Raw genomic sequence first — 25,881 nt, 5'->3', positions numbered from 1 at the left:
TATCAATCTCATACCCTTATCTTCTAAGTAAAAAGAATCCATTTTCAACTGTTTCACCGCCATTTAGCTCAATCACATAATAGTAGGTACCATCTGGCAGTTCATCCCCTCCAGTTGTATTACCAATAAAGCTGTTGTCTGTGTTGTTATAATTAGCTGTTTTGAATACTTCATTGCCCCAACGGTTGTAGATAAATACCTTATTCGATTCGTAGAACTCAATATTTCTTATCTCCAGAAAGTCATGCTTCCCGTTTTGCTGTGTAGTAACCACATTGAAAATTTCCAAGGGTGGTGCTTCAGAAAGCCCACTTGCGTTAAGAGTAGCAATAAAATCGGCTGCTGACTGGCTGCTAATAGTGACTGTTGCCGTTTTAGGGCCTATAGAGCTAGGACGAAAGGAAATGGAAAGTGGGCTGTTTTCAGATGGGGGTATTGGATCAGGGATAGCGCTGTTTAAAATAAAATCATCACCAGAAATTACTATGTCAGTTATTATCAAGGCAACCGAACCCGTATTGGTAATGATAAGTTCGCGGCTATCTTCTGCTCCTACAGGAATGTCATCAAAATTTATAATGCTGCCATTAGCTAACGGGGCTCCTTCAATGTCCACAGAGAGATGCCCGGCTTCAACTGTTACAGTAGCATTAAAAATTGGACTATCATCTTGTCCATCATTAATGAGAACTGGTACGATTAAATCACCAACAAAATCAGCATCTGGTGTAATATTAACACCATCCACTGTGTAGTTTGCTCCATTATTGATAATCAGACTAAAACCATCAGGATAGGTATTATCTATATCTGTTACTGTAAAATTATCAAGACTGACTGTGATAGATGTGTTTTGTAAAGTGGATAAGGCTGACTGCCCAGTAATTAGTGGAGCATCGTTAACCGGAACCACTGTCAAAGTAAATGTTTCACTCACCACAGCCTGGCCATCATCTACCTGCACAGTAATGGTGGCACTGCCGTTGACATTACTTTCAGGGGTGACATTTATAGTTCTGTCACCACCTGCCCCAGACAAAACAATACCTGTTGAAGGTACCAATGCTGCATTATTTGAAGAAGCCGTTACAATCAGGCCATCCAGATTAGTTTCAGCATCATTAATGGTAAATGGTAGATTACCAGTACTACCGTCTTCATCAATTGTGGTATCTGCTATGGGGCTAATAGTAGGCGAATTGTTTGTAGAGGTTACTTCTCCTGTGATAGTAAACTCAAAGCTTCCTTCATCTGCATCATTATTAGTAATAGTCACAGTTTCAGTGAAACTACCAGCAGTGGCGGCATGAAGTGTAATATCAAAAGTTGATGAGCCACCAGAGATTATAGTAAAAGGGGTAGTTGTGGGAGAAGAAAAAGAAGAGCCACTGATAGTAATACCAGAAACTGTTAAATCTGCTGAACCAGTATTGTTTACAGTAAAAGTTTGAGATGTGGAAGAACCGAGCACTATAGTGCCAATATCAATAGCAGCAGCCTGACCATCTAAAATTTCACTCCCCAGAAATACTGCTATTTCAGGTGTGGGTGGAGTTGTTATTTCTCCTGTAATCTCAAAGTCAAATACTCCTTCATCCAGATCGTCACTTTGGATGGTGACTGTTTCTGTAAATGTTCCTACAGTACTTCCAGATAATAAAATATCTAATAACTGATTTCCGCTGACACCTATGACTATAGGAAAGGATATTGCTGAATTGATTATGAAATCAGTACCTGAAATGTTAATGTCAGTAATTGTAAGGTCGGCATTGCCTTGGTTTTCTATGGATAGCGTTTGATTAATGCCTGTGCCCTGCACTTGTGCACCAAAATTGACAGGGCTAGATTGTCCGTTAAATATTTCGATGCTACTTTGAAAAACCGCTATTTCTGGCTCTGGAACAGATGCAGGTTGATTTTCATATGCCCCAATATCAATTGTCGAGTTGAAATAGCGAGAATTTCCCGATAGGTCATAGGGTACGGGTTCTGAAAAGTCCATATCTCCATCTTCATCCTCAACATCCAAATAGGAAGCATAGGAGTTGTCACCCATATCAATTGCCGGAGAACTGTTACCTAAAGTGAAGTCGTCATTTGCGGCATCGGTAAACAGCGGATCTAAGTCGGATACATTAGTAGCAACAGGAGCAATACTGTATTCTGAAGGATCCCATGCCTGAACAATAGAATTTCGTATCTCAAAAGAGGCTGGGTAATTGTTGATACTTACCAGCGATCCTGTTGCCCCAGACAAACTAGTAGCCCCCCAAAGTATGGAGTTATAAATACCCAAAAGGTCATTAGAAGTAAAAAAAATGTCCGCTGAAGCGTCATTAACAGAGTTATTCCCAAATGTTGAATTGGTTAAAAGTATTGTGGAGCCGTCTCTTGCATAAATGGCTCCTCCAGCATCATAGGCGAAATTATTAATAAACAAATCTCCAAAACTTTCATAATAACTGTCGAACAGTTGGATAGCGCCACCTTCTACTCCCTGATTCTGTCCATTATTGATGAACTGGTTATAATAAAAGGTTGAATTATTCACCTGATTAGCATTGCCCATGTACAATCCTGCACCAGCAAACGCCTCATTGGACTCAAAAATAGATCTAAAAAAGTAGGGTTCGGCATTGATGATATGTGCCCCACCTCCCCAATTTCCCGCCTCGTTATTGCGGATTAACGTTTTATAAAATTGAATAGATCCACCATCTAGATAAACACCTCCTCCAAAAATATTTGACTGATTGTTTTCTAACACCGCATTTGTAAGATAGACCCCAGCATCGTTGGCCAATATGCCTCCACCATTCGATGGGGCATTTCCGCCACTAATAGTTAGATAATCTATAAAAACAATGAATCCATTAACCGTAAGAACATTCTCCGAATTGTCAGACGTATTTGTGAATGCTGCTCCATCATCTCCGTTGAGATCACCACTCAAGACAGTCAAAGTAGGGTCACCAATTCTTTCTGATAGTTGTGATTCTGTCCCCAAAAATCCTCCATATAGCCTCAGTCTATCTGAAATGATATTGAAGGTCAAGCTAGTATTCCCGGGGCCACTCAGGTCTGGTTTGTAAATACCCTCTGAGATCCATATTTGATCCTCGTTGATGGCAACTGCCAAAGCATTTTGCAAATCAGTGAATGCGTCCGTCCAGGAGGTGCCGTCATTGTTTCCTGTCGCATCCCACTTGACATATCTTATTATTCCCCCAGCGGGACTAATGTTTCCAGTTATAGGAAATTCAAAGGTTGGCTCATCATCATCATCACTGGTTATAATAATGGTTTCATTGAATGTTCCAGGATTAGCTCCGCTCAGTGTTAACTCAAATGTTATGCGCGTTATAACTCCATCTACCTCAGCTGCAATAGAGAATGGGGTAATTGCATTAATGTTAAAGGCTGATCCTGTTATAGAGATATCTGAAACATTTAAATCCAGTGGATTAAAATTGGCAATGGTTATTTGCTGAACGATGGCTGCTCCTTGAGGACCTGTCCCCAAGTCCAGGCTAGTAGCCTGCCCATCGAAAATTTCATCAATGGATGAGAAAATATCAGTACCCTGAAAAACAGCAATGTCAGGTCCTACAATCTCACCTACAATATCAAAATTAAAAGTGGCCTCATCTGTATCATTGTTTATGATAGTGAGGGTTTCAGTAAATATGCCGGAAACACTTCCATCTAGAATGATTTGCACAGTTTCTGTAGCGCCAACTGCTACTGATGCAGGAGTAGTGGACGCGAAACTGAAAGCACTACCCGATATTGACATATTTGAAATATCAAGGGATGCAGAGCCAATATTAGTAAGGGTTATTTCAGCTGCTAGAATATTACCCCTCCCCACACTTCCAAAATCGTATGTGCTTGGTTGATCGTCTATTATCTCTGTTCCTGTTATGGATGTTCCTTCATATACTACCATCTCTGGCTCTGGAACAGCTGTAATTTCACCGACCAAATCAAAGGAAAATGTGCCACTAAAATCATCGCTGGTAATAGAAACTGTTTCTAAGAAAACACCGGGTGTATTACCGCTTAACACCACATTTATCGTCTCTGAAGTACCGGATGTAATGGTTGTCGGGGCGGCAGGAACTATACTAAAAGCTGTTCCGGTAATAGCAATATTCACATTAGTTAAGTCACTAAGAATGCGATTAAGAATGGTAATGTTTCTGGTTTTAGTTGCTGGCAATACACTAATTGACCCGAATTCTATGGGCGCGGCCTGACCGTTCATTATTTCAGGAGCGGCAGTATCCAGCCCGTCATATACTGCTATACAACCCTGACCACCATCTGAAATAAACCAATTGAATGTTGTAATTAAATTTCCCCTGGCACCTTCAGCAGCACAATAAAAAATATTTTGGGCTCCCAGGGAAACATTGCTCCGAACAGCCTGACCACTCCAACCAATAAGCGTTGCATCGTAATTCTCAATAGACAGTCCAGAATTATTGAACATGTTAACAGCAAACCTTAAATCTGTAATAACCCAGCCGCCTAAGTCCGCATTGAAGGATGTAGCATTTGAAAACATAAATCGCATATCATCTACATTGCTAACGTTCCAGCCGCTTATATCCTGATTAAAAGAGATGGCATCTTCAAACATTCCTGACATATCCCCTACTCCTGAAACTACCCAGCCGCTGATATCCTGGTTAAAGGCTGAGGCCCCATTAAACATATCCTCCATATCACCAACATTAGCTACATTCCATCCACTTATGTTTTGATTGAATACCGTTGCTCCATTGAACATCGCCCTCATATTATTCACATTGTCTACCACCCATCCGCTGATGTCCTGATTAAATGCTGGAGCATTGCTAAAAACCGTGATCATGCTAGTAACATTGCTTACATCCCATCCGCTAATGTCCTGATTAAAAGCAGTAGCACCATTGAACATACCTCCGATATCGGTAACACTGGTCATTATCCAACCTCCAATGTCCTGATTAAAAGACGTGGCAACAGAGAACATTTGGTTCATGGTAAGTACACTGGTTACAGTCCAACCACTAATGTCCTGATTAAAGGATGTTGCCCCTCCAAACATGGAGCTCATGTCAGTTACATTACTAACATTCCAGCCACCGATATCCTGATTAAAAGCAGAGGCAAAAGAGAACATTCTCCTCATGTTGATAACATTATCAGTTACCCATAAATTGAGGGGCTGGTTGAAGGAAACTGCGTCCCTGAACATACTGTTCATGATCTGGACGTTACTCACATCCCAATTATTAATATTGTCATCTAATACTTCAGCATCATAAAACATTTCCGTCATATCTGTAACCGCTGAAAGGTCAGGTGAATCTGAAGCGTTTATACGCAAGTTTGAGCAGCCGCTAAATGCCCCTGCCATTGAAGACCAGGCAATATCACCCCATTGTTCAATAGTTAGTAATTTGTCAGAATCGGTATCATCACCAAAAAAACCGCCATTGTTAAAATAGATTCTTGAGAAGGTACCTGAAATTGTAACCGTATATGTGCCTGCGACAGCATACGTGTGAGTGATGTTTCCTGTGACTCCGGTATCGCTCATTCCATCGCCCCAGTCTACATCATAATTGTAGCCACCTCCAGTTGTAGGAATGGTAATTTCATTGTCATTGGAACTGCCCGGATTATCTGTTTTCCAGGTGGTTATAAATGACTGCGCCATCAAACTGCTGTTAATCAGCAGAAAGAGGAGAACATTCAGGGAGAAACGAAAGCGGATAAATTGAGACATAGTCTCAAGATAAGATTAAATAGAACTATGATCTAAGCCAATTTAGTGAACGACAACTATTTGTTAGTGAACGACATAAGGAAAGTTGTCAGCTCTAGAGCAATGCTATTTTTGACATGAAAATGTTCTTATAGGCCCTTCCTATCGGAATGGGTGTCTCATTGAAAAACACATAACCATCATTAATTCTGGAGATTTTACTGGTGTTTATCAGGTAGGACTTATGAACCCTGTCAAAACCAAACGGGGTGAGTTTATCTTCTATACTTTTCAGAGTATGGCTGATGATATGTGAATTTGTTTCAGTGAAAACCTTGGCATAGTTATCAAAAGCTTCCACATACAAAATTTCATCTGGGGTTACAGGCAAGAGGCCATCTTTATCCCTTACGTAAAAACGGGATGGAGCCTGTTTTAACAAGGCTATTTTATGAAAGGCCATCTCGACACCAACAGTCACTTCCCGTTTGTCAAAAGGTTTGAGAATGTAAGCCAAAGGATCAGTCTCTTTTGCCCTGTTTAAAGTATCCTGATCGTAGTAAGAGGTAATAAAGATAAAAGGTAGCGATTGCTGTCTTTTAATAAAATTGGCGAGATCAATGCCATCCCGATTTCCTGATAGATTGACATCCAGCAGTGCCAAATCAAATTGCGTGTTTTGAATTTTTTCTAAAGCTTCCTCATATTTAAGGGCAACTTCTATAGTACTTATACCAATATCTTCAAGATGATAGAGTAAGTCATCTGCAATAAGTGGTTCATCCTCAACTATAAGTACTGATCTCTCCATTTATCAATTATATAACTTATAATTCATAATAGTAAGCGAGGCCTCAGTCCCTTTGTTAAAATTGTAGTTAATAGTAGCTTCCAGTTTTCTTGACAATGACTTTATCATTCTCAGCCCGAATGAATCTGATTCATTAAAAGCTTTAGTGCTGCCAACTCCATTATCCCTTACAGTAAGTATCAATTTGCCTTCCGTTTCCTTAAATATTATATGCATAATGCCCTCACCTGTAGGAAACGCATGCTTAAAACTATTGCTGATTAATTCATTTAAAATGAGGCCAATGGGTATCATCGTATCAACATCAAGGATAAGGTTATCTACATCATAATTTACCTTCACTTTGGTTGAGTCTGCACCATAAGCAGCCTGCAGCGTATTGGTAAGGTTTTGAATATAATCCAGGGCTTCAACACCCATTAAATTATCCTTCTGATAAAGTTTTTGATGAATCAAAGCCATGGACTTCACCCTGTTCTGCCCTTCATTTACCAAAGCCTTGGCATCTTTATCTTCTATAAACCGCGATTGCAGGCTTAGTAAACTTGAAATGATCTGAAGGTTATTTTTCACGCGGTGGTGAATCTCTTTTAAAAGGGTTTCCTTTTCGCCCAAAGACTTAACTACAATAGCATTAGACCTTGATTTTATCCTGAGAAGCAAAAAGAGGAGTATGGCTCCAAGAATCAAAATACAGGCGAAAAAGAGTAGTATGTTTCGCTCGTTTGCAGCTTTTTGCTCGGCAATTATAGCCTCCTGATTCGTGATTTTAAGCTGAGAAATTTCCCTTTCTTTTTGTTCAGTTTCATATTTTACAGTAAGGCCACTAATGGTTTCATTTAATGAGGTAGTAAGAAAGGAGTCTTTGAGATAGAAAGCATTTTCAAGTTTAGTGTACGCATTTTCATAGTCGCTCAAAGCGACATAGGCTTTGGCCAAAATCAATTGATTTTCGATCGCTATCTCTTTACTTCCATCTGTTTTATTCAAAAGCTCCAATCTTTTGGAATTGATAATAGCACTTTTATAATTTCTGCCCTCCAGATGGCTTTGAGCAATGGAGAGTAATGCATTGGCCATATTCAAAGTGTCATTTTGCAACTCAAAAAACTCAAGTCCTTTTTTGGCGTAATAAAGACTGCTATCCAATAACCCCAACCCTTGATAGGAATTAGCGAGATTAACGAAAGATTTGGCAAGGTTTCTTTGCGATGACTGTTGAACTGCAAGATTTCGAAGTTTTATATTATACATTGCCGCTGTATCGTACACCTTAAGCGTATTATATATGGCTCCCATGTTTAAAAGTGCTACCTCCAAATGCTTCTGCTGATCGAACTTTTCTAACGTTTCAATTGCGTCTTTATAATAAGTGAGTGCTTTGTCATAAATACCCTGCTTCTTGAAGATGAGTCCGAGGTTGACTTTGGTCAGCGCCACTCCTATACTGTCATTGGAAAGTTGTCTCACCTCCATTGCCTTGATGTAATATTTTATGGCCTCTTCATAATCCTCCTGATCCATGAAAACCACCCCGAGATTATTCAATGAAGAGGCAATCCTTGTTGAGTTATTTGCTTCCCGAATGGAAAGTGCCTCTTTATAATAGTGCTCTGCGCTGTCCCACAGATTCAAATAATGATAGGCTACGGCCACAGAAGTGGCCGCTTGTGACAGACCGTTAGGGTCATCAAGCTTTGAGAATTCTTTATATGCCTTACTTCCGTAAAATAAGGAGCTATCTAGATTTTCATAAAACCATTGATAAGACAATTCATCTAACACATAGGCTCGTTGCGAAGGAGTTAACGGGCTGTTAAATAGATTTTTAAGGCTATCAATACCTTGCTGTGCCTTAACAGAAGTGATGCTGAATAAACAGAAGAATAGTAAAAGACGCGTCATCTACTTCATTGTATTGATTGCATCCAAGGTAATAAATAGATTTATTTTTTTGTTATGGATGAAGTCATCTTTTAACAGCCAGCTATTAGAATAAGTTATCAAGATTAGCGGCAATACCTATTCTCACTCCATAATCCTTGTATTTTCCATCAACAAAATTAGCTACAGCTTCCACTCTGAACAGTCTGAAGATATAATTGATACCATAGCCAACTTCAGTGTAGTTATTGGAGAAATCGGTAGCCAGGTAATTGGTGAAGAAGCTCTCCCTTACCCCTGCCAGCCTTACAATAGGAATTCTGGTAAAGAGAAATTTACGCATTTGGTAATGAAAGCTTCCTGTAAAGTACTCATTGCTGGTGCTAAATGCATAATAGTCAAGCATTCTAAAGCTGCCAACGGGATCTGTGGTGACAAAAGGAGTTCTGTTACCCAAAAAATGCTTGTAGTCCATGAAATACAGGCTTTCATCATTCAGAAATTTACCAGCCTTTAATGAAACATCAGCTAGAGCTCGAATGCCTATTTTAAATGTATGACGATAGCCCAATTCCAATAAATCAAAATCTACTTTACTGTCCGCTACATCTGGTATCCCCTTCACGTATTTCAATCTGAATTTTGGCGTATAGGTGTCAATTTTCTGCTTTCTGCCATTGTACATCCTAAACTTTACCCATGGTTCATATAACAAATTAACCTCTGTGGTTAAAGCATTATGGTCTTCAAAAGAGGTGATTGGCAGTTCTACAGCAACGGGGGCATTTGGTGTGTACTCCCGCTGAGAGCGATCAACCAAATTGTAAGAAGACCGGTTTTGTAGTTCTCTCCTTTCTGCCAATTCCCCTTTTATATTGAGGTTTAGCTTGTTCCATAACTTTCTATCATATACTATCTCAGCGTAATCCTTCTCATATATTTTCATATAATTGAACTCTTGAATCAGCGTGGTGAAAGTATTAATAACAGGGTGAATAGGCTGATCATTATTATACTGGTTAATATATCTACCGCCATTCAATCGAATTGAATTACGTTTTTCCCTTTCACCAAAGTCATACCTAAACTCTAAAATGCCATTGTAAGCCGTTCTGGCAAAAGTGTATCTACTCTGATGATTTATGCGAAGCCAGTTTTTATTTTCATTGTCATAGGTTTTGGTAAAAACCAACCTTGTTTCCAGATCAAAACCATCAACCGTATTAAATTGACCAGACAACCCGTATAGGTGCAGGTAAGTCTTATCAGCTAGTTTATAATAGTTACCTACAATAGGGTCAAAAATATGCTTCGTCTTTTTCTTTTTGGTTTTAAGGGTGTCACCATCTCTTTCCCTTTGCTGTACTTCTGAAAGGCTGTCAATTTTAGCATAGCCATCCACTTCATCTTTTGATAATGGGATTGGCCTTATTTGCGCCCAGTAAGCCGAATCGTTTTTATAAGCCAGTGTATCAATTTTAAAAGTTCTATTTGATACAACTTCCGGCTCATCTGTCTCTTCTAATTCAGTTTTTTCATAGGCCTTCACCAACTTCCGAAGCTGCTTCCTAGTCACTTCCTTACCTGATGTCAGAATTTCCTGAATTTCCTTGGTTTCCTCATTCTTCACCTGCTTGTCAAGTTTAGTCGCCAATTCTTTCTCCAGTTTTTCATCAACTACCTCAAACTCTACAGCCAAATCGGGGTTAACTTCTACCTTATAGTCGCTAACAGTGGCTAAATACTTGCCTTCAAATTCAAAGCCAAACACCTTACCATCAACTAAAAAATCATGGGTTACGGGTAGCCAAACATTTTGCTCAACGGGCTCATAAAATTGTTTGATTTCAAAATTTATTCCCAGTTTGGAAACTGCAAGATTAAGGCTATAAATACTCCAATAATCTTCCACAATTTCTATATACCCTTTAAAAACATTGTCACCTTGCGAACGGGGAATCACCCTTATTTTGCTTATCTCAAAACCTCTGTCACGATGGGTGCCTTCGTAAACAAACTTGTAATAGGAAAATGCTCTGGGCGATAATGGAGAAACACCTTGAGCTACTTCTGGCTCATAAAATGACCCATTGATATAGGCATTTGGGTTGCCGTTTTTATCGTCACCACTACTTCTTATGGAAATAACCTTTTCATTATAGGTGTTTGGACGGGTATATTCAATTTCACTTACAGATTCTGAAATAAATACCTGGCCTTCTTCTACCCCTTCCTTTTCAAGGGTCTTTTCCAGGAAGAATGGTGCATCTTTCAATTGGCCAGTTCCTTTCATATAAACCCTGGCAGTGTACTTATCTACCTGCTGTGTGTGATACTTGCTCTTGGCAATGGCCTTACGCATTATGGTGTATGCAGGATCTTCGTTGCCCGCCCTCACTTCTATATCCTGAAGTACCATTACCTGAGGCTTCATAATTATATTAAGTTCAACAAATTTGTCGGACACATTTACACTTCTCTCCTGAGCCTCAAAACCAACAAACTGAAAGACCAGTGTGTAATTTCCGGGAGTTGTTTTTATTTCAAAAAGAGCATCGCCATTGGTGGTGGTACCAGTGCCAAGTTCCTGAATATAGATGGTAGCGAATGGGAGTAGCTCACCTTCTTCGCTTTTGACAGTGCCGCGAATACCTTGAGCCGATAATAAGGTGATAGACAGGCAACCTAAGATTGCACTAGTTAGTAGTTGTTTCAATGAGTTTTGGGTTACATATAAAGTTTTCTTCCGATAATCAGTTGTTCAACGGATTCTGGCACAAGATATTTAATAGACTTGTGGTTTTGGACGCATTTCCTGATAAACGTAGCAGAAATGTCCATCATCGGTGCCTCAATCAGTTGAACTTTAGGATGCGTTTTTAGGTCGGAAGGTTGCGCGTTAGGTCTCGGATAAACCAATAATTCATAAAATTCAAGAATCTTCTCAGCGTTTTTCCACTTATGAAAGCCCTTGAGGTTATCCTCTCCAATAATCAACTTAAATTTTTTGTCTTTGTGCTCGTCAGACAGATAAGTAAGTGTATCAATAGTATAACTAGGCTTAGGCATCCTAAATTCTACATCAACGGCCTTTAAATTAAAATTATCAAATATTGCAGCATTCACTAAATCAAGTCGGTCAAACTCGTGCAGCAAGCTTGACTGCTTCTTAAATGGATTTTGTGGAGAAACCACAAACCAAACCTCATCAAGTCCGGCATGCTCCACCATGGTATTGGCTATGATCAAGTGACCAATGTGGATGGGATTAAAACTGCCAAAAAAAAGTCCGATGTTTTTCATTGGAATACTTTTATTGAAATGCTGGTGTTGCTCCAAACTAAAAGGCCAGAACCAGTCCGATATGATATTGGAAAGTATTGGTTTTAGATTCCCTAAAACCTGACTCAAAAGTATCTACAACTTCGTAAGCCACTGCATTTCTGTACCTTACCTGCGAACCTAATAAATAATTTCCTGATATATTAAGTAATGTTTTCTTAACCCAGTTCTTACTAGTAAAAAGTTTGCCGATATCAACATAGGTTCCCAGCCCAATTCCTGCATTTAATGCCGTATCATGAATATAAGAATCATCTTTATAAACCTCAGAAACCTGCATGGACCTTATTATGCTAAAGTAAGTGCTGGCACCGGCCTTAGCTTCAACAAAAGGCATCAAAGTTTTTTCCTTCAGCAATTTATAGCGCAAATGAACGTCATATAAAATAAAGCCATTTTCTTCATAAAGGTTAACATAGTTGCCAGGGTAACCCTCTGCAACGGTTTCATAAAAATACCGCTTGCCAGAATAAAGCCCCACACCAAGCTCAAAGCCTATTTGAAATCTTTTATTTTTTAAATCCTTGGAAGCAAGGAATGAAACCCCCAGCGGGTTACGCGTAGTATTATCAGAAAATTCAGAGAGGGCTTTGAAATTGTTAAACCCAAAACCAAGGTTTATGCCTTTTTGTGCTTGCAATGAGATGGGAAATAATAAAAGAAATAAAACAACCCTCCAGCACATGATAGGTTATTTTTCGATAAAATCATTAACCAGTTTTTCCGCTTTTTTGAGCGACTCATCAAGGTCCTGATTAACCAATGAAATATCAAACTTATCTTCAAATGACATTTCAAATTTTGCTTTGAAGATCCGTTGTGAAAGGCTGTCTTCAGTTTCAGTTTTCCTGTCCTTTAACCTTTCCTTCAAAAGCTCCATAGATGGAACTTTAACAAAAATCGCTAATCCTTTCTCTCCAAAATATTTTTTTAAGTGTAGCCCTCCTTTAACATCAACATCGAAAATCACATGCTTGCCAGATGCCCAAATGCGCTCAATTTCAGACTTAAGGGTGCCATAAAAATTTCCAGCATACACTTCTTCCCACTCAATAAATTCGTCATTATCGATTTTGTTCTTGAAGTCCTCGGGGGTTAAGAAGTAGTAATCTTTCCCATTTTCTTCATTGCGGCCACGTTTGTCGCGCGTGCATGCTGAAATGGAGAACCCCAGTTTTGGATTAGTTTTTAAAAGATGTCTTACAATGGTTGTTTTTCCGGAACCTGATGGCGCAGAAAAAATGATTGCTTTCCCTCCACTCATGCTTTGTCTGTTCCTCGAAAAATTTGCTCTTTAATGGCGTCAGCCAAATCTGTAGGAACATTCTTACCACAACATGTATTCTTAACCAGCGATTTTATGGCTTTATCTACATGATAAATCTCATAATAAGGCATGCAGTTGCAAACATGCTTATCGAAATAGTCTTTCTGTTCTGCGGTGGCTTCATCATCTAACACAAGATGAAGTAATTTGAGACATTCGTTGTGATCTGGTTGATTCGAGTCCTTCCTATCAGATCCACCTGTATCTAAAGAACCGGTAGAATTTGATTCCATATTATTTAGTTTTTGTACCCCATTTTGTTCGCATAGTCACTGAGCTTTTCTTTCAAAAGGTTTCTTGCTCTATGAAGCCTTGACCTTACCGTACCAATAGGAATGTCCAAAATTTTAGCCATCTCATCGTACTTAAAACCTTCCAAATCGCAAAGTATAATTACAGTCCTAAAGTCCACATCTAAAGAATTCAGCGCATTTGATATCTCGTCACCGATCATATCCTGCACTGTTTCTACCCGCAAATCAGTTGTTATAGCCTTATCAACATCATCAGAGTTATAAAAAGTTTCAACTTCTTGATAATCAACCTTAGCAGGTTGCTTGCTCTTCTTTCTAAAGTCATTGATAAAACTATTCTTCATTATTCTGAACAGCCACGCTTTTGCATTGGTACCCTGTTCAAATGAAGTAATGAATCTGTATGCCTTCAAATAAGTATCCTGTACTAAATCCTTGGCATCATCATCATCAAAAGTAAGCCGGTATGCAAAATTATACATAGGTCCTATGTGAGGCAGGAACTCCTTATCGAAAATGGATTCCTTTTCTTTTTGCGTATAATTTTGACGTTGTGAATCAGACATTGGGTTCAAAAATAATAATATTGAAATGATTTATATGAGCATCTCTGCTTTTTATAATAGATAAACGCACTGAAGTGGCATATGGATTAATAAAAGACAACATTATTATTTGAAAGGTTGTAATTGTCTTATGCTTGACAAAACCCAGAATGTGTATCATTGCATCAATAAATTAAGGAATGAGGACAATTAATTACCAAGGCTGGACTTTACTTATTTCTGATCAAATAAATGATCAAATGGCTAAAGACCTGTTTGATATTGTTCAAAATAAAAAATTTGTACTGACCAAAACCCTAAAAGACAATCACAGAAGTTCGGTGAGGCATGTGCAAATCAATTCTGATGATCTTGTTCTCAAAGTGCCTAAAGAAAAAAATGAGCGAATATGGATCAGGTTTTTAACATTGTTTCGACTTGGAGAATCTTTTAAAAATCTAAAATCAATGAATCTTCTGTCTGATATTGGAGTCAAAACAACAACTCCAATAATAGCTGCAGAAAAGAGAAGCTTCGGAATGGTAGTTCAGTCATGGCTGTTATATTCATATTTAGACGGTACAAGTTGCCTTGATCGGCCTAAAACATACCCTAAGGTAATAGGCACTTTAAAGAGTATTCATAAAAAGGGGTATACCCATGGCGATCCTCAGATTAGAAACTTCATAGAAAAGGAAAATGAGATCTATGTGATAGATACTAACCCAAAAAAAGCGAGCTTGACAGGGTTTGATTTTGGGTATGAATGGGCATACCTTCGTAAAAGCGCCCCAGGTATAGAAGGTTTATTTAGTGAAATTTTAGAATCAGGTTGGTATAAATTTGCTTATCATTACGATTTATACGCTCGGAAATTTTCAAGATTGAAAAGGAGAGTATTATTTAAAAGTTAGAAATCTAGTTAATGGAACTTATTAAGTTAATTAGGCCTCAACAGTGGGTTAAAAATTTGTTCGTGTTTATTGCCCCTTTCTTTGCTGGTATACTCTTCCAAAAAGAAATTTTCATTGATACTGCAATTGGATTTGTTGCCTTTAGCCTTGCAGCCAGTTCCATTTATATTTTAAACGATATTCGTGATGTAGAGGCAGACCGGGCGCATCCAACGAAGAAAAACAGGCCTATTGCTTCTGGTAAAATTTCTAACACCTTAGCTATCGTTATCATGTTGGTCTTGGGCATATCAGCCATTGCAATATCCACACTAACTAATTCATACTTTACAGGAATACTTGCAACATACATTATTATCAATGTTGCCTACTGCTTTGGACTTAAGCATGTGTCGATATTGGATATGGTTCTTATTTCATTTGGATTTGTCCTTAGAACTGTCGGTGGTGGGGTTATTGTTGATGTTGTTTTAACACAGTGGCTGGTTATAATAATATTCCTATTGTCATTGTTTTTGGCCCTTGCCAAAAGAAGGGATGATATACTGATTTTCATCGAATCGGGGAATTCTATTCGTAAGTCAAGTTCTAAGTACAACATGGAATTCATCAATTCGGCTATAACCATGGTATCAACCACCCTCATCGTGGCTTATTTAATGTACACCATCTCTGATGAAGTAGTTGAAAGAATGAATTTTGAATACCTGTATTTCACAGGTTTGTTTGTGATTCTTGGAGTACTCAGATACCTGCAAAAAACACTGGTTGAGAACGACAGTTCTTCTCCGGTGAGGGTGCTATATACTGACCGGTTTATACAATTAACCCTCATCCTTTGGGGCTTGAGTTATTTCCTAATCTTATATATCTAGCCAAATGAAAAAGATTTCAGGATGGGGTAATTATCCGCTAGTAGACGCTGAGGTTAATCGTTTTGATACAGAAAGAGAACTTATCAAACTGTTGGCCAGTGACTCAAAAACCATTGCAAGGGGTAACGCACGGTCTTATGGCGATTCTGCTATCGGCCATAATGTTATAAGCTCATTATCTCACAACAGAATGCTTCATTTTGATACTAATAATGGAGTTTTAAAGTGCGAAGCAGGAGTATTGTTTAGTGAGATTCTGGATGTTATTGTACCGAAAGGATGGTTCTTACCTGTTACTCCTGGCACTAAATTTATAACAGTAGGTGGAGCCATTGCCTCTGATGTTCATGGAAAGAACCATCACGGAGAAGGTTCCTTTTCCATTTATTTGGATGAATTTGAAATCGCCTGTGCTGATGGAAGCATTAAAACCTGTAGTCGAACTGATGAACACGAGTTGTTTGAAGCCACCTGTGGTGGTATGGGACTAACAGGGGTAATCCTAAATGCAACTTTTAGATTAAAGAAAATTGAATCAGCTTATATTGCTCAAAAACAAATTAAGGCCAAAAACCTTGATGAAATCGTTGAGCTGTTCGATGAATATAAATCTGCGACTTATTCCATGGCCTGGATCGATTGCCTTAAAGGAGGGAAATCCTTTGGAAGAAGCATATTAATATGCGGTGAGCATGCAAATTTGGAAGAGCTAAGTGAAAGTCAAAAAAGGGCTCCATTAAACCTTAAGCCAAAGAAAAAGCTCAATGTACCTTTCAACTTTCCGGCCATAGCATTGAACCCGCTTTCTATTAAAGCTTTTAATGCGCTCTACTACGCTAAGAATTACAAAAGGGTAATGGAAGGTGTTATTCCTTATGAGCCATTTTTCTATCCTCTTGATGCTATTAATAATTGGAATAGAATGTATGGAAAGAACGGTTTTGTTCAATATCAATTTGTGCTTCCAAAAGAAGGTGGTAAAGAGGGGTTAGTTAAAATACTTAATAAGATAAGAAGCAAGGGCATGGGCTCATTTCTAGCCGTGTTGAAAGCTTTTGGAGAACAAAACGATTTAATAGCTTTCCCAATGGAGGGGTTGACACTGGCTTTGGATTTCCCTGTGCGCAAAGGATTGTTTGAATTTTTAAATGAGCTTGATGCTGTAGTTTTGGAATATGGTGGACGCATCTATTTAACAAAAGATGCCCGCATGGATGCTCGGACATTAGCACAGAGCTATCCTAATTTTTCTAAATGGAAGGCTATAGTAGAAAAGTATAACCCAAACTTTAAGTTTGCATCCACGCAATCTGACAGACTAAATATCACATCTTAATGAACGATAAAAAAGTACTAATCCTAGGAGCAACATCTGATGTTGGAAAAGCCCTCGCTCAAGTATATGCAGAACAGCAATTTCAGCTTGTTCTGGCAGCAAGAAATGTAAAAGACCTTGAGCCCATTAAGAGTGATCTGGAAATAAGAAATGAGGCAAAAGTAGAAATTGCTGAATTTGAAGCAACCGACTATAGCTCCCACCCTGCATTTATTGATAAGGTGGGTATACCTGATATATGCATCTGCGTTTTCGGATATCTCGGAGATCAAACCGAAGCGGAGAATAACTGGGATGAGGCCAAAAGTATAATGTCAATCAATTACATAGGCGCAGCTTCTATTCTGGAAGAGGTTGCTAAGAAAATGATTGATAAGAAAACTGGAACTATAGTAGGTATAAGTTCTGTGGCTGGCGAACGAGGTAGACAAAGCAACTACTTCTATGGTTCTTCAAAGGCTGGTTTTACAGCGTATTTATCAGGATTAAGAAATAGATTATTCCACAAAGGAATACATGTACTGACTGTTAAGCCAGGATTCATTGATACTAAAATGACAGCTGGAATGGATTTACCAAAACCATTAACAGCTAGCCCCTTACAAGTTGCAAAAGCAATTGCAAAAGCTGCTCGCAAGAAAAAGAACACCATTTATGTACTTTCTATGTGGCGCCTCATCATGTATATCATCAAAACAATACCCGAAGGCATATTCAAAAAACTAAAGCTGTGAGTAAGACGCTTGCCCTTTTTGATTTTGATGGAACAATTACCACTAAAGACAGCTTCATTGAGTTCTTAAAGTTTCATAAAGGAAGTTTGAATTTCCTTTTAGGATTTGCTTGGCTATCACCATACTTGGTAGCTATGAAGCTTGGCTTGATCCCAAACTGGAAGGCCAAAGAAATAGTGTTGAAATACTTTCTTAAAGGATTAAGTGTTGAAGACATGAAGAATGTAAGTGCTGATTTCTCAGCTAAGATTATTCCAAGATTATTAAGAAGCAGAGCTATGGATCAAATAAAGAAGCATCAGGAAAATGGTGATGATATATATATCGTTTCTGCATCTGCCGAGGACTGGCTAAAACACTGGTGCGACCAAATTGGAATCAAGTTAATAGGCACAAGATTGGAAATCATTGATGAAAAAATTACAGGCAGAATCGATGGCTATAACTGCTACGGTCAAGAAAAAGTAGAACGAGTAAAAGCTGAAATTGATATTTCCAAGTATTCAGAAATCTATGTTTATGGTGATAGCAGAGGAGACAAAGAAATGTTGGCTCTAGCCCATTACCCACATTATAAATACTTTTAATCTAAGTCTAGATTCGCTTCAAGATTAAAAAATCTTCATTGCGTTTAATCTCTTTATAAAAAGGATTTGGTTCTAGTTGCCAATTTTTAAACCACGGAAACTCTTTATCATGCTTACGAATAGTATTGACTATAATATAATCAATGAGGTACTTGTCATGTGCCTGCTCCAAAAGGTCAATCTGACTTAGCTTAATGTTATTCTGATCTTCTATGTACTCATAGGTTTTGAAGGAGAAAAAATTATACTCATCAATTTGATTGTAGATCATAGACCAAGGGGCTAAGATATTCTTTCCTTTTTCTATAGATGACAGAACTTGGGCATGCTTTTGTACATGATAATGGTTTGTTTTGAAGATTTTTGAATAAGCCATGGAAGCAAAGGCTATCTGTGCAGCAACCATAAGTGTAAACAATGCGGCAATAGCCGATTTACCTTTTTTCATATCATTAATACTAAAAATGGTAACAGCAACTGTCATCACCATAAAAGGCATAAGGGCGACTAAATATCTTGGGCTATGACTACTGGTAAGCACTGCTATACTTATCAGGAGAATTAAAGTATAAGTCATTAATGCTGGATAGTTTTTTTTGTTTCTTCTAAAAGAAACCAACATTGAAACTATAAAAAGTCCGCTGATGCCCCAGACATCCTGATCCCAGAAATAGCGTTTATGTTCGCCCAGTATTCTTTTAATGTGACTAAAAACGGTATCCAAAATATTTCCATCAACTTTTGAGCTAAAGGTATCTTGATGTGTAGGCCAGTTTTTTAATTGAAACATGTAAGTTTCTATTGACTCCTGGTTCCAAAGCCCGATGGTATAAATCATAGAAACCAAAAAAGCTACCGGAGCAAACAGCATTAGAGGCTTCCATTGTTTTTGAATTAGAAGATAAATAAAACCAGCCACAGGAAATATCATTCCGTTGAGGTGGCTCAGAAAAGCAAGTCCCGCAAAAAGACCTCCTAATAACAGCCTAGGAGCCGATCTATAATCATAGATAAAATAGAATGAAAGAAAACCAAAACACATTACCATAACTTCAGGACGATATATAAAACCCCGATGAATAAGCTCAGGTGTTATGAAGAATAGTGTAACTGCAAGAAATGCTACCGCATCTCCTGTATTCATTTTCACTTTTAAAAACCTATAAATGAAGTATGCTGTGGTGGTAAAGAACAGAAGGATCAATAACTTGAAATAATAGACACTCCACCCAAACAGGAATATGATAGCTGCACCTAGCCAAACCACTAGTTTATGGTAAATAATCATATTGGAGGTCCAATTAAAAATACCAGGCATACTTTTAATTTTAACATTACCTTCCTTGACCAGCCAGTAGGCCTGCTCACCAAACCACGGCTCATCTTGCTGTATATACCGATGATAAAGTGAAGCAACAAACACCAATATGGTACAACTGAGTACCACTTTTAGATATGAATTAGAAAGTATAGTGTTATAAATTTTAGCGATCATTAATTTTACCATTTATTAAAAATCGACAATGAACATAAAAAAGATTACTTGGATCGCCATAGCCATTTTCTCTATTGTATTTCTAATACTATTTGCATTCAGTATTCAAAGAAACAACGGAGAGTTTGTATATCCAATAGATGACACTTACATCCATATGGCCATTGCTAATAATACTGCAGATTATGGAATGTGGGGGATAGATAAATACAATTTCTCAGCCACATCATCATCACTTTTATATGGTGGCCTTCTCACTGCCATTTTTCTTTTAATAGATCACTCCCTATTTATTCCTTTGGGTTTCAACATTGTCTGCGCGCTTCTTATATTCTTGCAATTTAATGCCATAGCAACAAAAAATAACACCCCGATATATTTATATGCATTTTGCACGGCAATGCTTTTATTATTTGTGCCACTGCCCACTATGGCTTTTAGTGGCATGGAACATTTAATGCATGCTCTCATAGCTATTGGGTTTATTTACCTAGCTTCAAGAATGCTCTCCGGTGAGGAGGGCAGCCTGGGCTTATTACTATTTTTTTCTATTTTGATTGGTTCTGTGAGGTATGAAGGGCTCTTTCTTGTTGGCATAATCCCATTTCTATTCGTTTTGCAAAGAAAATATGGAGTAGCCACGTTCATTTTCATTACTGGAATGCTTCCTATGATACTATTTGGCATAGTATCAGTATCTAATGGATCTCATTTTTTACCAAATACTATACTGATTAAAAGTGATGCAAGTTCACTTTCCAATGGTGCATTAGTCAACTTTATAATAAACACCCTTGACAATCTTGTCTATCATATTACAAGATTATATTTAACCGTACCTATTCTGATAACGGGCATTATAGCCTATAGGACTCGAAATAATAAGTCACTCATTTTTTATGCTTCAGCCATTACATTTCTACTGTTAATTAGCCACTGTGCATTTGCAAAAGTTGGTAGATACAACCGTTACGAATCTTACTTGATAGCCACCAGCATTTTTGCATATATGCTTGGACACGATGTTTTCAAGGCATTTATCAGGCAATATTTCAAATCAAAGATTGCAATCACCATTGTCGTTATAATTCTGCTCGCACCTTGGATAAAACGATCATACCGAAATTATCATAGAACAATTCAGGCTACTCATAACATTTATGATCAGCAAATTCAAATGTCAAGATTATTAAGCTCATTACCAGACAATATTACGGTTATGGCCAATGACATTGGAGCCATTTCCTATTTCAACCCTAATATTCACATTGTAGATATGGTTGGGCTTGGCAGCATTGACGTCCTTAACATGCTTAGAAGTAGTACATCTAGTGAAGAAAAAAGAGAAGGTTATAGTGAGATCGCGAAAAATAATGAGTCTGATCTAGCCGTAATATATGACCATTGGTACCCTAATGAAGTGCCTAAAGGCTGGAGAAAAATTGAAACCTGGACCATCCAAAACAATGTGATTTGTGGCCACGAAACGGTGAGCTTTTATGCAATAAATACAAATATGGATGACATATTGAAAAAGGAATTAGCAAATCATAATTTGCCCAAAGATGTTATAAGAAATAAATAAGAAAAAAGCTCAGAGATCAACTGAGCCCTTTTCTTCTCTAAAAATTACTTCCTCGCCATCAACCTGCAGCTCTCTACCATTCTGATAAACTCGGCTCTATAACCTTGCTCATCTTTGCCTCTGGCCGATTTTGCCAGATCGTAAATATCTGAATAGGTCAAGTCTCCTTTGAAATCAGAAGCTGTAAGCTGCATACCAAAAGCCGCCACCGCTGCCGACCATCTGAAATTATCTGAGGTGTTATCAATAGACTTTTTTGAGTCTTCTATAGTCTTCACAATCAGTTTACTTTTATCATCATCCGGTGCTTTGTATCTCAACTTAACGGTCATCAACTCTGATGAGCTAATGGCTCCTTCAGTGATTTTAGTCTTCTGATACTTAAGATCATCAACTACGAATTGACTTTTTACACCAACAGGGATAATCTCATACAATGCTGTTACGGTGTGGCCTGCTCCAAGTTCACCAGCATCTTTCTTATCATTATTAAAATCTTCCGGTGCCAAAATTCTGTTTTCATAACCAACCAGTCTATAAGCCTGAACTTTGGCAGGATTGAATTCCACCTGAATTTTAACATCCTTGGCAATAGTGAATAATGTTCCACCAAACTCATGAACCAACACTTTCTGGGCTTCTAAAATATTATCGATATAGGCATAGTTACCATTTCCCTTATCAGCTAAAATCTCCATTTTAGAGTCCTTGTAATTACCCATCCCAAACCCTAAAACTGTCAGGAATACACCTTCTTCTCTTTTCTGCTCTATTAATTCCTCCATTGACTCATTGCTTGATGCACCTACATTAAAGTCACCGTCAGTAGCAAGAATCACACGGTTATTTCCATTCTTTACAAAATTTTGCTTGGCAATTTTATAAGCTAAATTAATACCTGCTCCTCCTGCGGTTGACCCTCCTGCACTTAGATTATCCAAGGCATCTAAAATTTTATCCTTTTCTGAAGCACTCGTTGAAGGAAGCACCTCTCCGGCAGCACCAGCATATACCACAATAGCCACTTTATCCTGAGGTCTCAACTTATCAATCAATAATCTAAAAGCAGATTTAAGCAAAGGCAATTTATTGGCATCACTCATTGAACCAGAAACATCCAACAAGAACACAAGGTTAGAAGGCGGTAAGTTATCCATCGCAATGTCCTTACCCTGAAGGCCTATGTGCACCAACTTATGATCTTTATTCCAGGGGCTGGAAGCCAACTCTGTATTAATTGAAAAAGGATCATCACCATTAGGTTGCTTATAATCATAATTAAAGTAATTGACCATTTCCTCAATCCTTACAGCATCTTTCGGTGGCATTTGACCATGATTTAAAAAGCGTCTCACATTACTATAAGAGGCGGCATCTACATCAATAGAAAAAGTAGATAATGGATCGGCAAAAGGGTTCTTGAATCCATTTTCAACAATTTTGGCATAGTCTTCATTACTGGTTTCTTCCATCGGTTGAGGGTAAGAACTTATTGCTGCACCGGATACTCTAGTACTAAAGGCTTCATCTGCAACCATTTCATATTCGGCCACTGCCTTATTCTTGCTTCTCTTTCCCGTTCCGTATCCAACAACTACAACTTCACTCAACTGATTTGTATCAGATGACATTTGCACATCGATAATTTTACGATTACCAACTTTTATTTCTTCAGTGGCTAAACCAATAAAACTAAAGACAAGGATAGCATTTGCACTTGGAGCATTTATGGAGAATTCTCCATCGATATCAGTCACTGTCCCAATAGTTGTACCTTTCACTGCAACTGTTACACCGGGGAGTGGGCTTCCGTCATCTATAGAAGTGACTTTTCCGGCAATTCTGATTTGGCTAATAGCATCATTATACATGAAGCCTATTAACATTAAGCAAAGGATCATTTTAATTTTCATGGCATTTATATTTAAGTTGAACTTTATTGATAGGATGCACTGCCAATAGAAATTCCATAAATGCTTAGAAAAATATTTTAGTTTAGTCTCTATAACTTTTTAAAACATTACTGAACAAGAGCTCATATCGTCCTATAAGAAAAGTGGCAACCTGGAAATATTGGGCAAGCTATATCAGCCCTATATGCATTTGGTATTTGGCTTATGCCTTAAGTATCTTAAAGACAAGGAAGAAAGCCAGGATGCCGTGATGCAGGTTTTTGAAAAATTGATTGATGCAGTTAAAAAGCATGAAATCCAAAACTTTAAAAGTTGGCTCTATGTAATGGCTAAAAATCATTGCCTGATGGCCATCAGATCACAAAAGTCAAAATCTCAATCAGTAGAATTTGAGCCTGACTTTATGGAATCCAACCTATTGCTGCATCATCAAGATGAAGGCGAGTTAGAAGATGACCTGCAAAAGCTTGAAAATTGTTTAGAAAAATTGCAAAATGAACAGAAGCACTGTGTTGAGTTGTTCTATCTTCAGAAAAAACCGTATTCATATATTGCAGATAAAACGGGATTTGATCTTAAGAAAGTGAAAAGTTACATCCAAAACGGAAAGCGAAATTTGAAAATCTGTATGGAAAATACAAATGAGTAAAAACAAGAAACATATCGATCAACTGACACCAGAACTTATAGATAAGTACTATAAAGGCTTGCTGTCGGAAGATGAACAGCATCAAGTTGAAAGACTGATGTTAAATTCATCTTTTGAAAATGAGGCCATGGAAGGCTTTGATCAATATGAAGGTGACTTATTCAACGACCTTAATAAAATCAATTCACAATTAGAAGCGCGGATTTCGAAAGAGAAAAATGACAATGTGTTCTTCTACATTAAGATTGCTGCTTCTGTGCTCCTATTGGCACTAAGCAGTTATTTGGTTTGGGACATTGCTACGGATACAAGCAAACCACAAATAGCACAGAACAAGCCTGTCCAAATTCCTGAAGAATCCGTTGAAGAAGAACTTAGTTTGGAGGAAGAAATAGACGATACTGAAACTGAAAGCATCCCTGAACCACCAATTGCTAAGATTCAACCTGCTGAGGAGAAAGTAATTGAATCGCAAACTAAAGAGGTTGAAATCAACGATGCAGATATTGAAAGTGATAAGTTCATTGCGGACAATGCGATTACAACTGATAAAAAAGAGGATAAGATCGAACCTATGGAAATAGCAGAAATTGAGGTGGCAACAGATGAAGTGGCTATGGAGGATTTAATAGCTGAAGAGCCGGCTGCTGTTGAAAGTGCACAGGAAGAGGCAGCAAGACCAATAGAAGCAAGAAAAAAAGCAGCGAAAAGAAGTGCTATTAGTGTTGAAACCCCAAGTGCATCGGGACTGGCCATGAATTATGCACCCCAAACACCAACAATAAGCGGTAAAGTAACTTCCATTGATGATGGTCAGCCTTTACCTGGTGTTAATGTGATGGTTAAAGGAACTACAATAGGAACAGTAACAGATATTGATGGTCGCTTTGAAATTGCAAATATTGAAGCCTCTGAAAGAGACGCTCTTGTAATAAGCTTTATCGGCCTGGCTACCGAAGAAATAGAAATTGGTGACAGATCACAGATAGATGTACAAATGGGTAGTGATGTATCTCAACTGAGTGAGGTAGTTGTTGTTGGTTATGGTGCAGCATCTGAAACAGATAATTCAATTAATACATGGAACAACTCCAGGCCGTCTATATCAATGGCCGAATACAAGGACTATTTAAAGAAAAATACCAGGTACGATTCATCTCAAAATGTAAAAGGTAAAGTAGCTGTTAAGTTTGATATTCTTGAGAATGGTCAGCTTACCAATTTTGAGATAAAAAGAAGCTTAAGCTATTATTATGATCAGGAGGCGATCAGGTTAATTAAGGAAGGTCCAGCGTGGCTGCCTGCCGAGCAAAATGGCAACAAGGTAAAAAGTACTGCTCGTGTTACCGTAAAATTCGATAAGGGTGAGTAACCACTGACAATTATTTATTCCAATTGGAAGTAATCATATTTCGCCAAACTTTCATTTAACTTCTTCAAGGATTGGTGATCAATAATCTGTGTATTGACGACCAGTTCCTTATCATTAGTTTTCAAAATATAATCACCAAATAACGCCTTAAATGATACGACTTCATTTAAGTTAATTCTTTTTCCGAAAAAGGCATTTTCAACAATCTCGTTATTTTTAATTGTTAGATAATTTTTAAGTAAGCTATTGGTATAAATCGCAGTATATATGGTTCCAATGAAGATCCAACTATAACTTGTATAACTTGCTCTAACATCAAAAATGAATACACTTCCAATAAGTGAAAGCCATAATACAATCATAGTCAGATAGAAAACCCTTCTTTTCCTTTTGTATTTTATTACAACCTCCATTCAATTCGTTCTTATTATGTTTTTAAAAATAACAAATTGCATTATTAAACAAAAAAGGAGCCTTATCGCAATGAGGCTCCTTTC

20 protein-coding genes are annotated in these 25,881 nt (G+C 37.9%); 8 read left to right on the top strand and 12 right to left on the bottom strand.

Annotated features, from left to right (window positions below; all coding sequences use genetic code 11):
* Window positions 1-16: 16 nt before the first annotated feature.
* From RIB54_RS14080 to RIB54_RS14040, 9 genes are all read right to left on the bottom strand, one after another.
* A complete protein-coding gene (locus tag RIB54_RS14080) occupies window positions 17-5,713 on the bottom strand; it encodes a BspA family leucine-rich repeat surface protein (RefSeq protein ID WP_350101511.1) in 5,697 nt (1,898 codons plus the stop codon).
* 163 nt (window positions 5,714-5,876) lie between these two features.
* Window positions 5,877-6,572 (bottom strand): LytR/AlgR family response regulator transcription factor, encoded by a 696-nt coding sequence (locus RIB54_RS14075; RefSeq protein WP_350101510.1) that lies wholly within the window; start codon window positions 6,570-6,572, stop codon window positions 5,877-5,879.
* Window positions 6,573-6,575: 3 nt separating this feature from the next.
* Window positions 6,576-8,477 (bottom strand): tetratricopeptide repeat-containing sensor histidine kinase, encoded by a 1,902-nt coding sequence (locus RIB54_RS14070; protein WP_350101509.1) that lies wholly within the window; start codon window positions 8,475-8,477, stop codon window positions 6,576-6,578.
* Window positions 8,478-8,562: 85 nt separating this feature from the next.
* Window positions 8,563-11,172: a DUF5686 and carboxypeptidase regulatory-like domain-containing protein gene (locus tag RIB54_RS14065; protein ID WP_350101507.1), complete on the bottom strand. Its 2,610-nt coding sequence runs from the start codon at window positions 11,170-11,172 to the stop codon at window positions 8,563-8,565.
* 11 nt (window positions 11,173-11,183) lie between these two features.
* Window positions 11,184-11,759 (bottom strand): nicotinate (nicotinamide) nucleotide adenylyltransferase, encoded by a 576-nt coding sequence (gene nadD, locus RIB54_RS14060; RefSeq protein ID WP_350101506.1) that lies wholly within the window; start codon window positions 11,757-11,759, stop codon window positions 11,184-11,186.
* A gap of 37 nt (window positions 11,760-11,796) precedes the next feature.
* Window positions 11,797-12,483, bottom strand: coding sequence for a hypothetical protein (locus RIB54_RS14055; protein WP_350101505.1), 687 nt, complete (start codon window positions 12,481-12,483; stop codon window positions 11,797-11,799).
* A 6-nt stretch (window positions 12,484-12,489) separates the two neighbouring features.
* On the bottom strand, window positions 12,490-13,062 hold the full coding sequence (gene gmk, locus RIB54_RS14050; protein ID WP_350101504.1) for a guanylate kinase: 573 nt from the start codon (window positions 13,060-13,062) through the stop codon (window positions 12,490-12,492).
* A complete protein-coding gene (locus RIB54_RS14045) occupies window positions 13,059-13,358 on the bottom strand; it encodes an anti-sigma factor (RefSeq protein ID WP_350071664.1) in 300 nt (99 codons plus the stop codon). The genes gmk and RIB54_RS14045 overlap by 4 nt, the downstream gene beginning before the upstream one ends.
* 5 nt (window positions 13,359-13,363) lie before the next feature.
* Complete coding sequence (locus RIB54_RS14040) at window positions 13,364-13,945, bottom strand: sigma-70 family RNA polymerase sigma factor (protein WP_350101503.1); 582 nt, start codon at window positions 13,943-13,945, stop codon at window positions 13,364-13,366.
* Window positions 13,946-14,124: 179 nt separating this feature from the next.
* On the opposite strand from RIB54_RS14040, the gene RIB54_RS14035 reads away from it, so the two are divergent.
* The 5 genes from RIB54_RS14035 to RIB54_RS14015 are packed head-to-tail and all read left to right on the top strand — an operon-like array spanning window position 14,125 to window position 18,370.
* On the top strand, window positions 14,125-14,838 hold the full coding sequence (locus RIB54_RS14035; protein ID WP_350101501.1) for a lipopolysaccharide core heptose(II) kinase RfaY: 714 nt from the start codon (window positions 14,125-14,127) through the stop codon (window positions 14,836-14,838).
* Between the two features lie 11 nt (window positions 14,839-14,849).
* Window positions 14,850-15,713 (top strand): decaprenyl-phosphate phosphoribosyltransferase, encoded by an 864-nt coding sequence (locus RIB54_RS14030; RefSeq protein WP_350071673.1) that lies wholly within the window; start codon window positions 14,850-14,852, stop codon window positions 15,711-15,713.
* Between the two features lie 4 nt (window positions 15,714-15,717).
* Window positions 15,718-17,049 carry an FAD-binding oxidoreductase gene (locus RIB54_RS14025; protein WP_350071676.1) on the top strand — a complete coding sequence of 444 codons (1,332 nt, stop codon included), beginning with the start codon at window positions 15,718-15,720 and terminating at the stop codon, window positions 17,047-17,049.
* Window positions 17,049-17,783 carry an SDR family oxidoreductase gene (locus RIB54_RS14020; protein WP_350101500.1) on the top strand — a complete coding sequence of 245 codons (735 nt, stop codon included), beginning with the start codon at window positions 17,049-17,051 and terminating at the stop codon, window positions 17,781-17,783. The genes RIB54_RS14025 and RIB54_RS14020 overlap by 1 nt, the downstream gene beginning before the upstream one ends.
* Window positions 17,780-18,370 (top strand): HAD family hydrolase, encoded by a 591-nt coding sequence (locus tag RIB54_RS14015; RefSeq protein ID WP_350101499.1) that lies wholly within the window; start codon window positions 17,780-17,782, stop codon window positions 18,368-18,370. Before RIB54_RS14020 ends, RIB54_RS14015 begins: the two co-directional genes overlap by 4 nt.
* A gap of 7 nt (window positions 18,371-18,377) precedes the next feature.
* On the opposite strand, the gene RIB54_RS14010 is transcribed toward RIB54_RS14015, so the two are convergent.
* Entirely contained in the window at window positions 18,378-19,865 is a 1,488-nt protein-coding gene (locus tag RIB54_RS14010) for an ArnT family glycosyltransferase (RefSeq protein ID WP_350101498.1), read from the bottom strand.
* Between the two features lie 28 nt (window positions 19,866-19,893).
* On the opposite strand from RIB54_RS14010, the gene RIB54_RS14005 reads away from it, so the two are divergent.
* Window positions 19,894-21,450 (top strand): DUF8728 domain-containing protein, encoded by a 1,557-nt coding sequence (locus RIB54_RS14005; RefSeq protein WP_350101497.1) that lies wholly within the window; start codon window positions 19,894-19,896, stop codon window positions 21,448-21,450.
* Window positions 21,451-21,494: 44 nt separating this feature from the next.
* Here RIB54_RS14005 and RIB54_RS14000 read toward each other — a convergent pair whose 3' ends face one another.
* Entirely contained in the window at window positions 21,495-23,363 is a 1,869-nt protein-coding gene (locus RIB54_RS14000) for a vWA domain-containing protein (protein WP_350101496.1), read from the bottom strand.
* A 106-nt stretch (window positions 23,364-23,469) separates the two neighbouring features.
* On the opposite strand from RIB54_RS14000, the gene RIB54_RS13995 reads away from it, so the two are divergent.
* Window positions 23,470-24,012 (top strand): RNA polymerase sigma factor, encoded by a 543-nt coding sequence (locus RIB54_RS13995; RefSeq protein WP_350101545.1) that lies wholly within the window; start codon window positions 23,470-23,472, stop codon window positions 24,010-24,012.
* Window positions 24,005-25,384, top strand: a complete 1,380-nt coding sequence (locus RIB54_RS13990) for a TonB family protein (RefSeq protein ID WP_350101495.1) — start codon at window positions 24,005-24,007, stop codon at window positions 25,382-25,384. The genes RIB54_RS13995 and RIB54_RS13990 overlap by 8 nt, the downstream gene beginning before the upstream one ends.
* Window positions 25,385-25,398: 14 nt before the next feature.
* On the opposite strand, the gene RIB54_RS13985 is transcribed toward RIB54_RS13990, so the two are convergent.
* Entirely contained in the window at window positions 25,399-25,797 is a 399-nt protein-coding gene (locus RIB54_RS13985) for a hypothetical protein (protein ID WP_350101494.1), read from the bottom strand.
* Window positions 25,798-25,881: the final 84 nt, after the last annotated feature.

The sequence above is a fragment of the Fulvivirga sp. genome (assembly GCF_040218215.1).
In the GTDB taxonomy this organism is placed as follows: Bacteria; Bacteroidota; Bacteroidia; order Cytophagales; family Cyclobacteriaceae; genus Fulvivirga.
This window is presented reverse-complemented; position numbering and strand designations above follow the sequence as displayed.

Excerpts from the sequence above, each read along its gene's own strand:
- RIB54_RS14040 (WP_350101503.1), bottom strand. The coding sequence starts at position 13,945 with ATGTCTGATTCACAACGTCAAAATTATACGCAAAAAGAAAAGGAATCC.
- RIB54_RS14010 (WP_350101498.1), bottom strand. The coding sequence starts at position 19,865 with ATGATCGCTAAAATTTATAACACTATACTTTCTAATTCATATCTAAAA.
- RIB54_RS14020 (WP_350101500.1), top strand. The coding sequence starts at position 17,049 with ATGAACGATAAAAAAGTACTAATCCTAGGAGCAACATCTGATGTTGGA.
- RIB54_RS14080 (WP_350101511.1), bottom strand. The coding sequence starts at position 5,713 with ATGGCGCAGTCATTTATAACCACCTGGAAAACAGATAATCCGGGCAGT.
- RIB54_RS14045 (WP_350071664.1), bottom strand. The coding sequence starts at position 13,358 with ATGGAATCAAATTCTACCGGTTCTTTAGATACAGGTGGATCTGATAGG.
- RIB54_RS14005 (WP_350101497.1), top strand. The coding sequence starts at position 19,894 with ATGAACATAAAAAAGATTACTTGGATCGCCATAGCCATTTTCTCTATT.
- RIB54_RS14070 (WP_350101509.1), bottom strand. The coding sequence starts at position 8,477 with ATGACGCGTCTTTTACTATTCTTCTGTTTATTCAGCATCACTTCTGTT.
- RIB54_RS14000 (WP_350101496.1), bottom strand. The coding sequence starts at position 23,363 with ATGAAAATTAAAATGATCCTTTGCTTAATGTTAATAGGCTTCATGTAT.
- RIB54_RS14025 (WP_350071676.1), top strand. The coding sequence starts at position 15,718 with ATGAAAAAGATTTCAGGATGGGGTAATTATCCGCTAGTAGACGCTGAG.
- RIB54_RS14035 (WP_350101501.1), top strand. The coding sequence starts at position 14,125 with ATGAGGACAATTAATTACCAAGGCTGGACTTTACTTATTTCTGATCAA.
- RIB54_RS14075 (WP_350101510.1), bottom strand. The coding sequence starts at position 6,572 with ATGGAGAGATCAGTACTTATAGTTGAGGATGAACCACTTATTGCAGAT.
- RIB54_RS13990 (WP_350101495.1), top strand. The coding sequence starts at position 24,005 with ATGAGTAAAAACAAGAAACATATCGATCAACTGACACCAGAACTTATA.
- RIB54_RS13985 (WP_350101494.1), bottom strand. The coding sequence starts at position 25,797 with ATGGAGGTTGTAATAAAATACAAAAGGAAAAGAAGGGTTTTCTATCTG.
- RIB54_RS14055 (WP_350101505.1), bottom strand. The coding sequence starts at position 12,483 with ATGTGCTGGAGGGTTGTTTTATTTCTTTTATTATTTCCCATCTCATTG.
- gmk (WP_350101504.1), bottom strand. The coding sequence starts at position 13,062 with ATGAGTGGAGGGAAAGCAATCATTTTTTCTGCGCCATCAGGTTCCGGA.
- RIB54_RS14030 (WP_350071673.1), top strand. The coding sequence starts at position 14,850 with ATGGAACTTATTAAGTTAATTAGGCCTCAACAGTGGGTTAAAAATTTG.
- nadD (WP_350101506.1), bottom strand. The coding sequence starts at position 11,759 with ATGAAAAACATCGGACTTTTTTTTGGCAGTTTTAATCCCATCCACATT.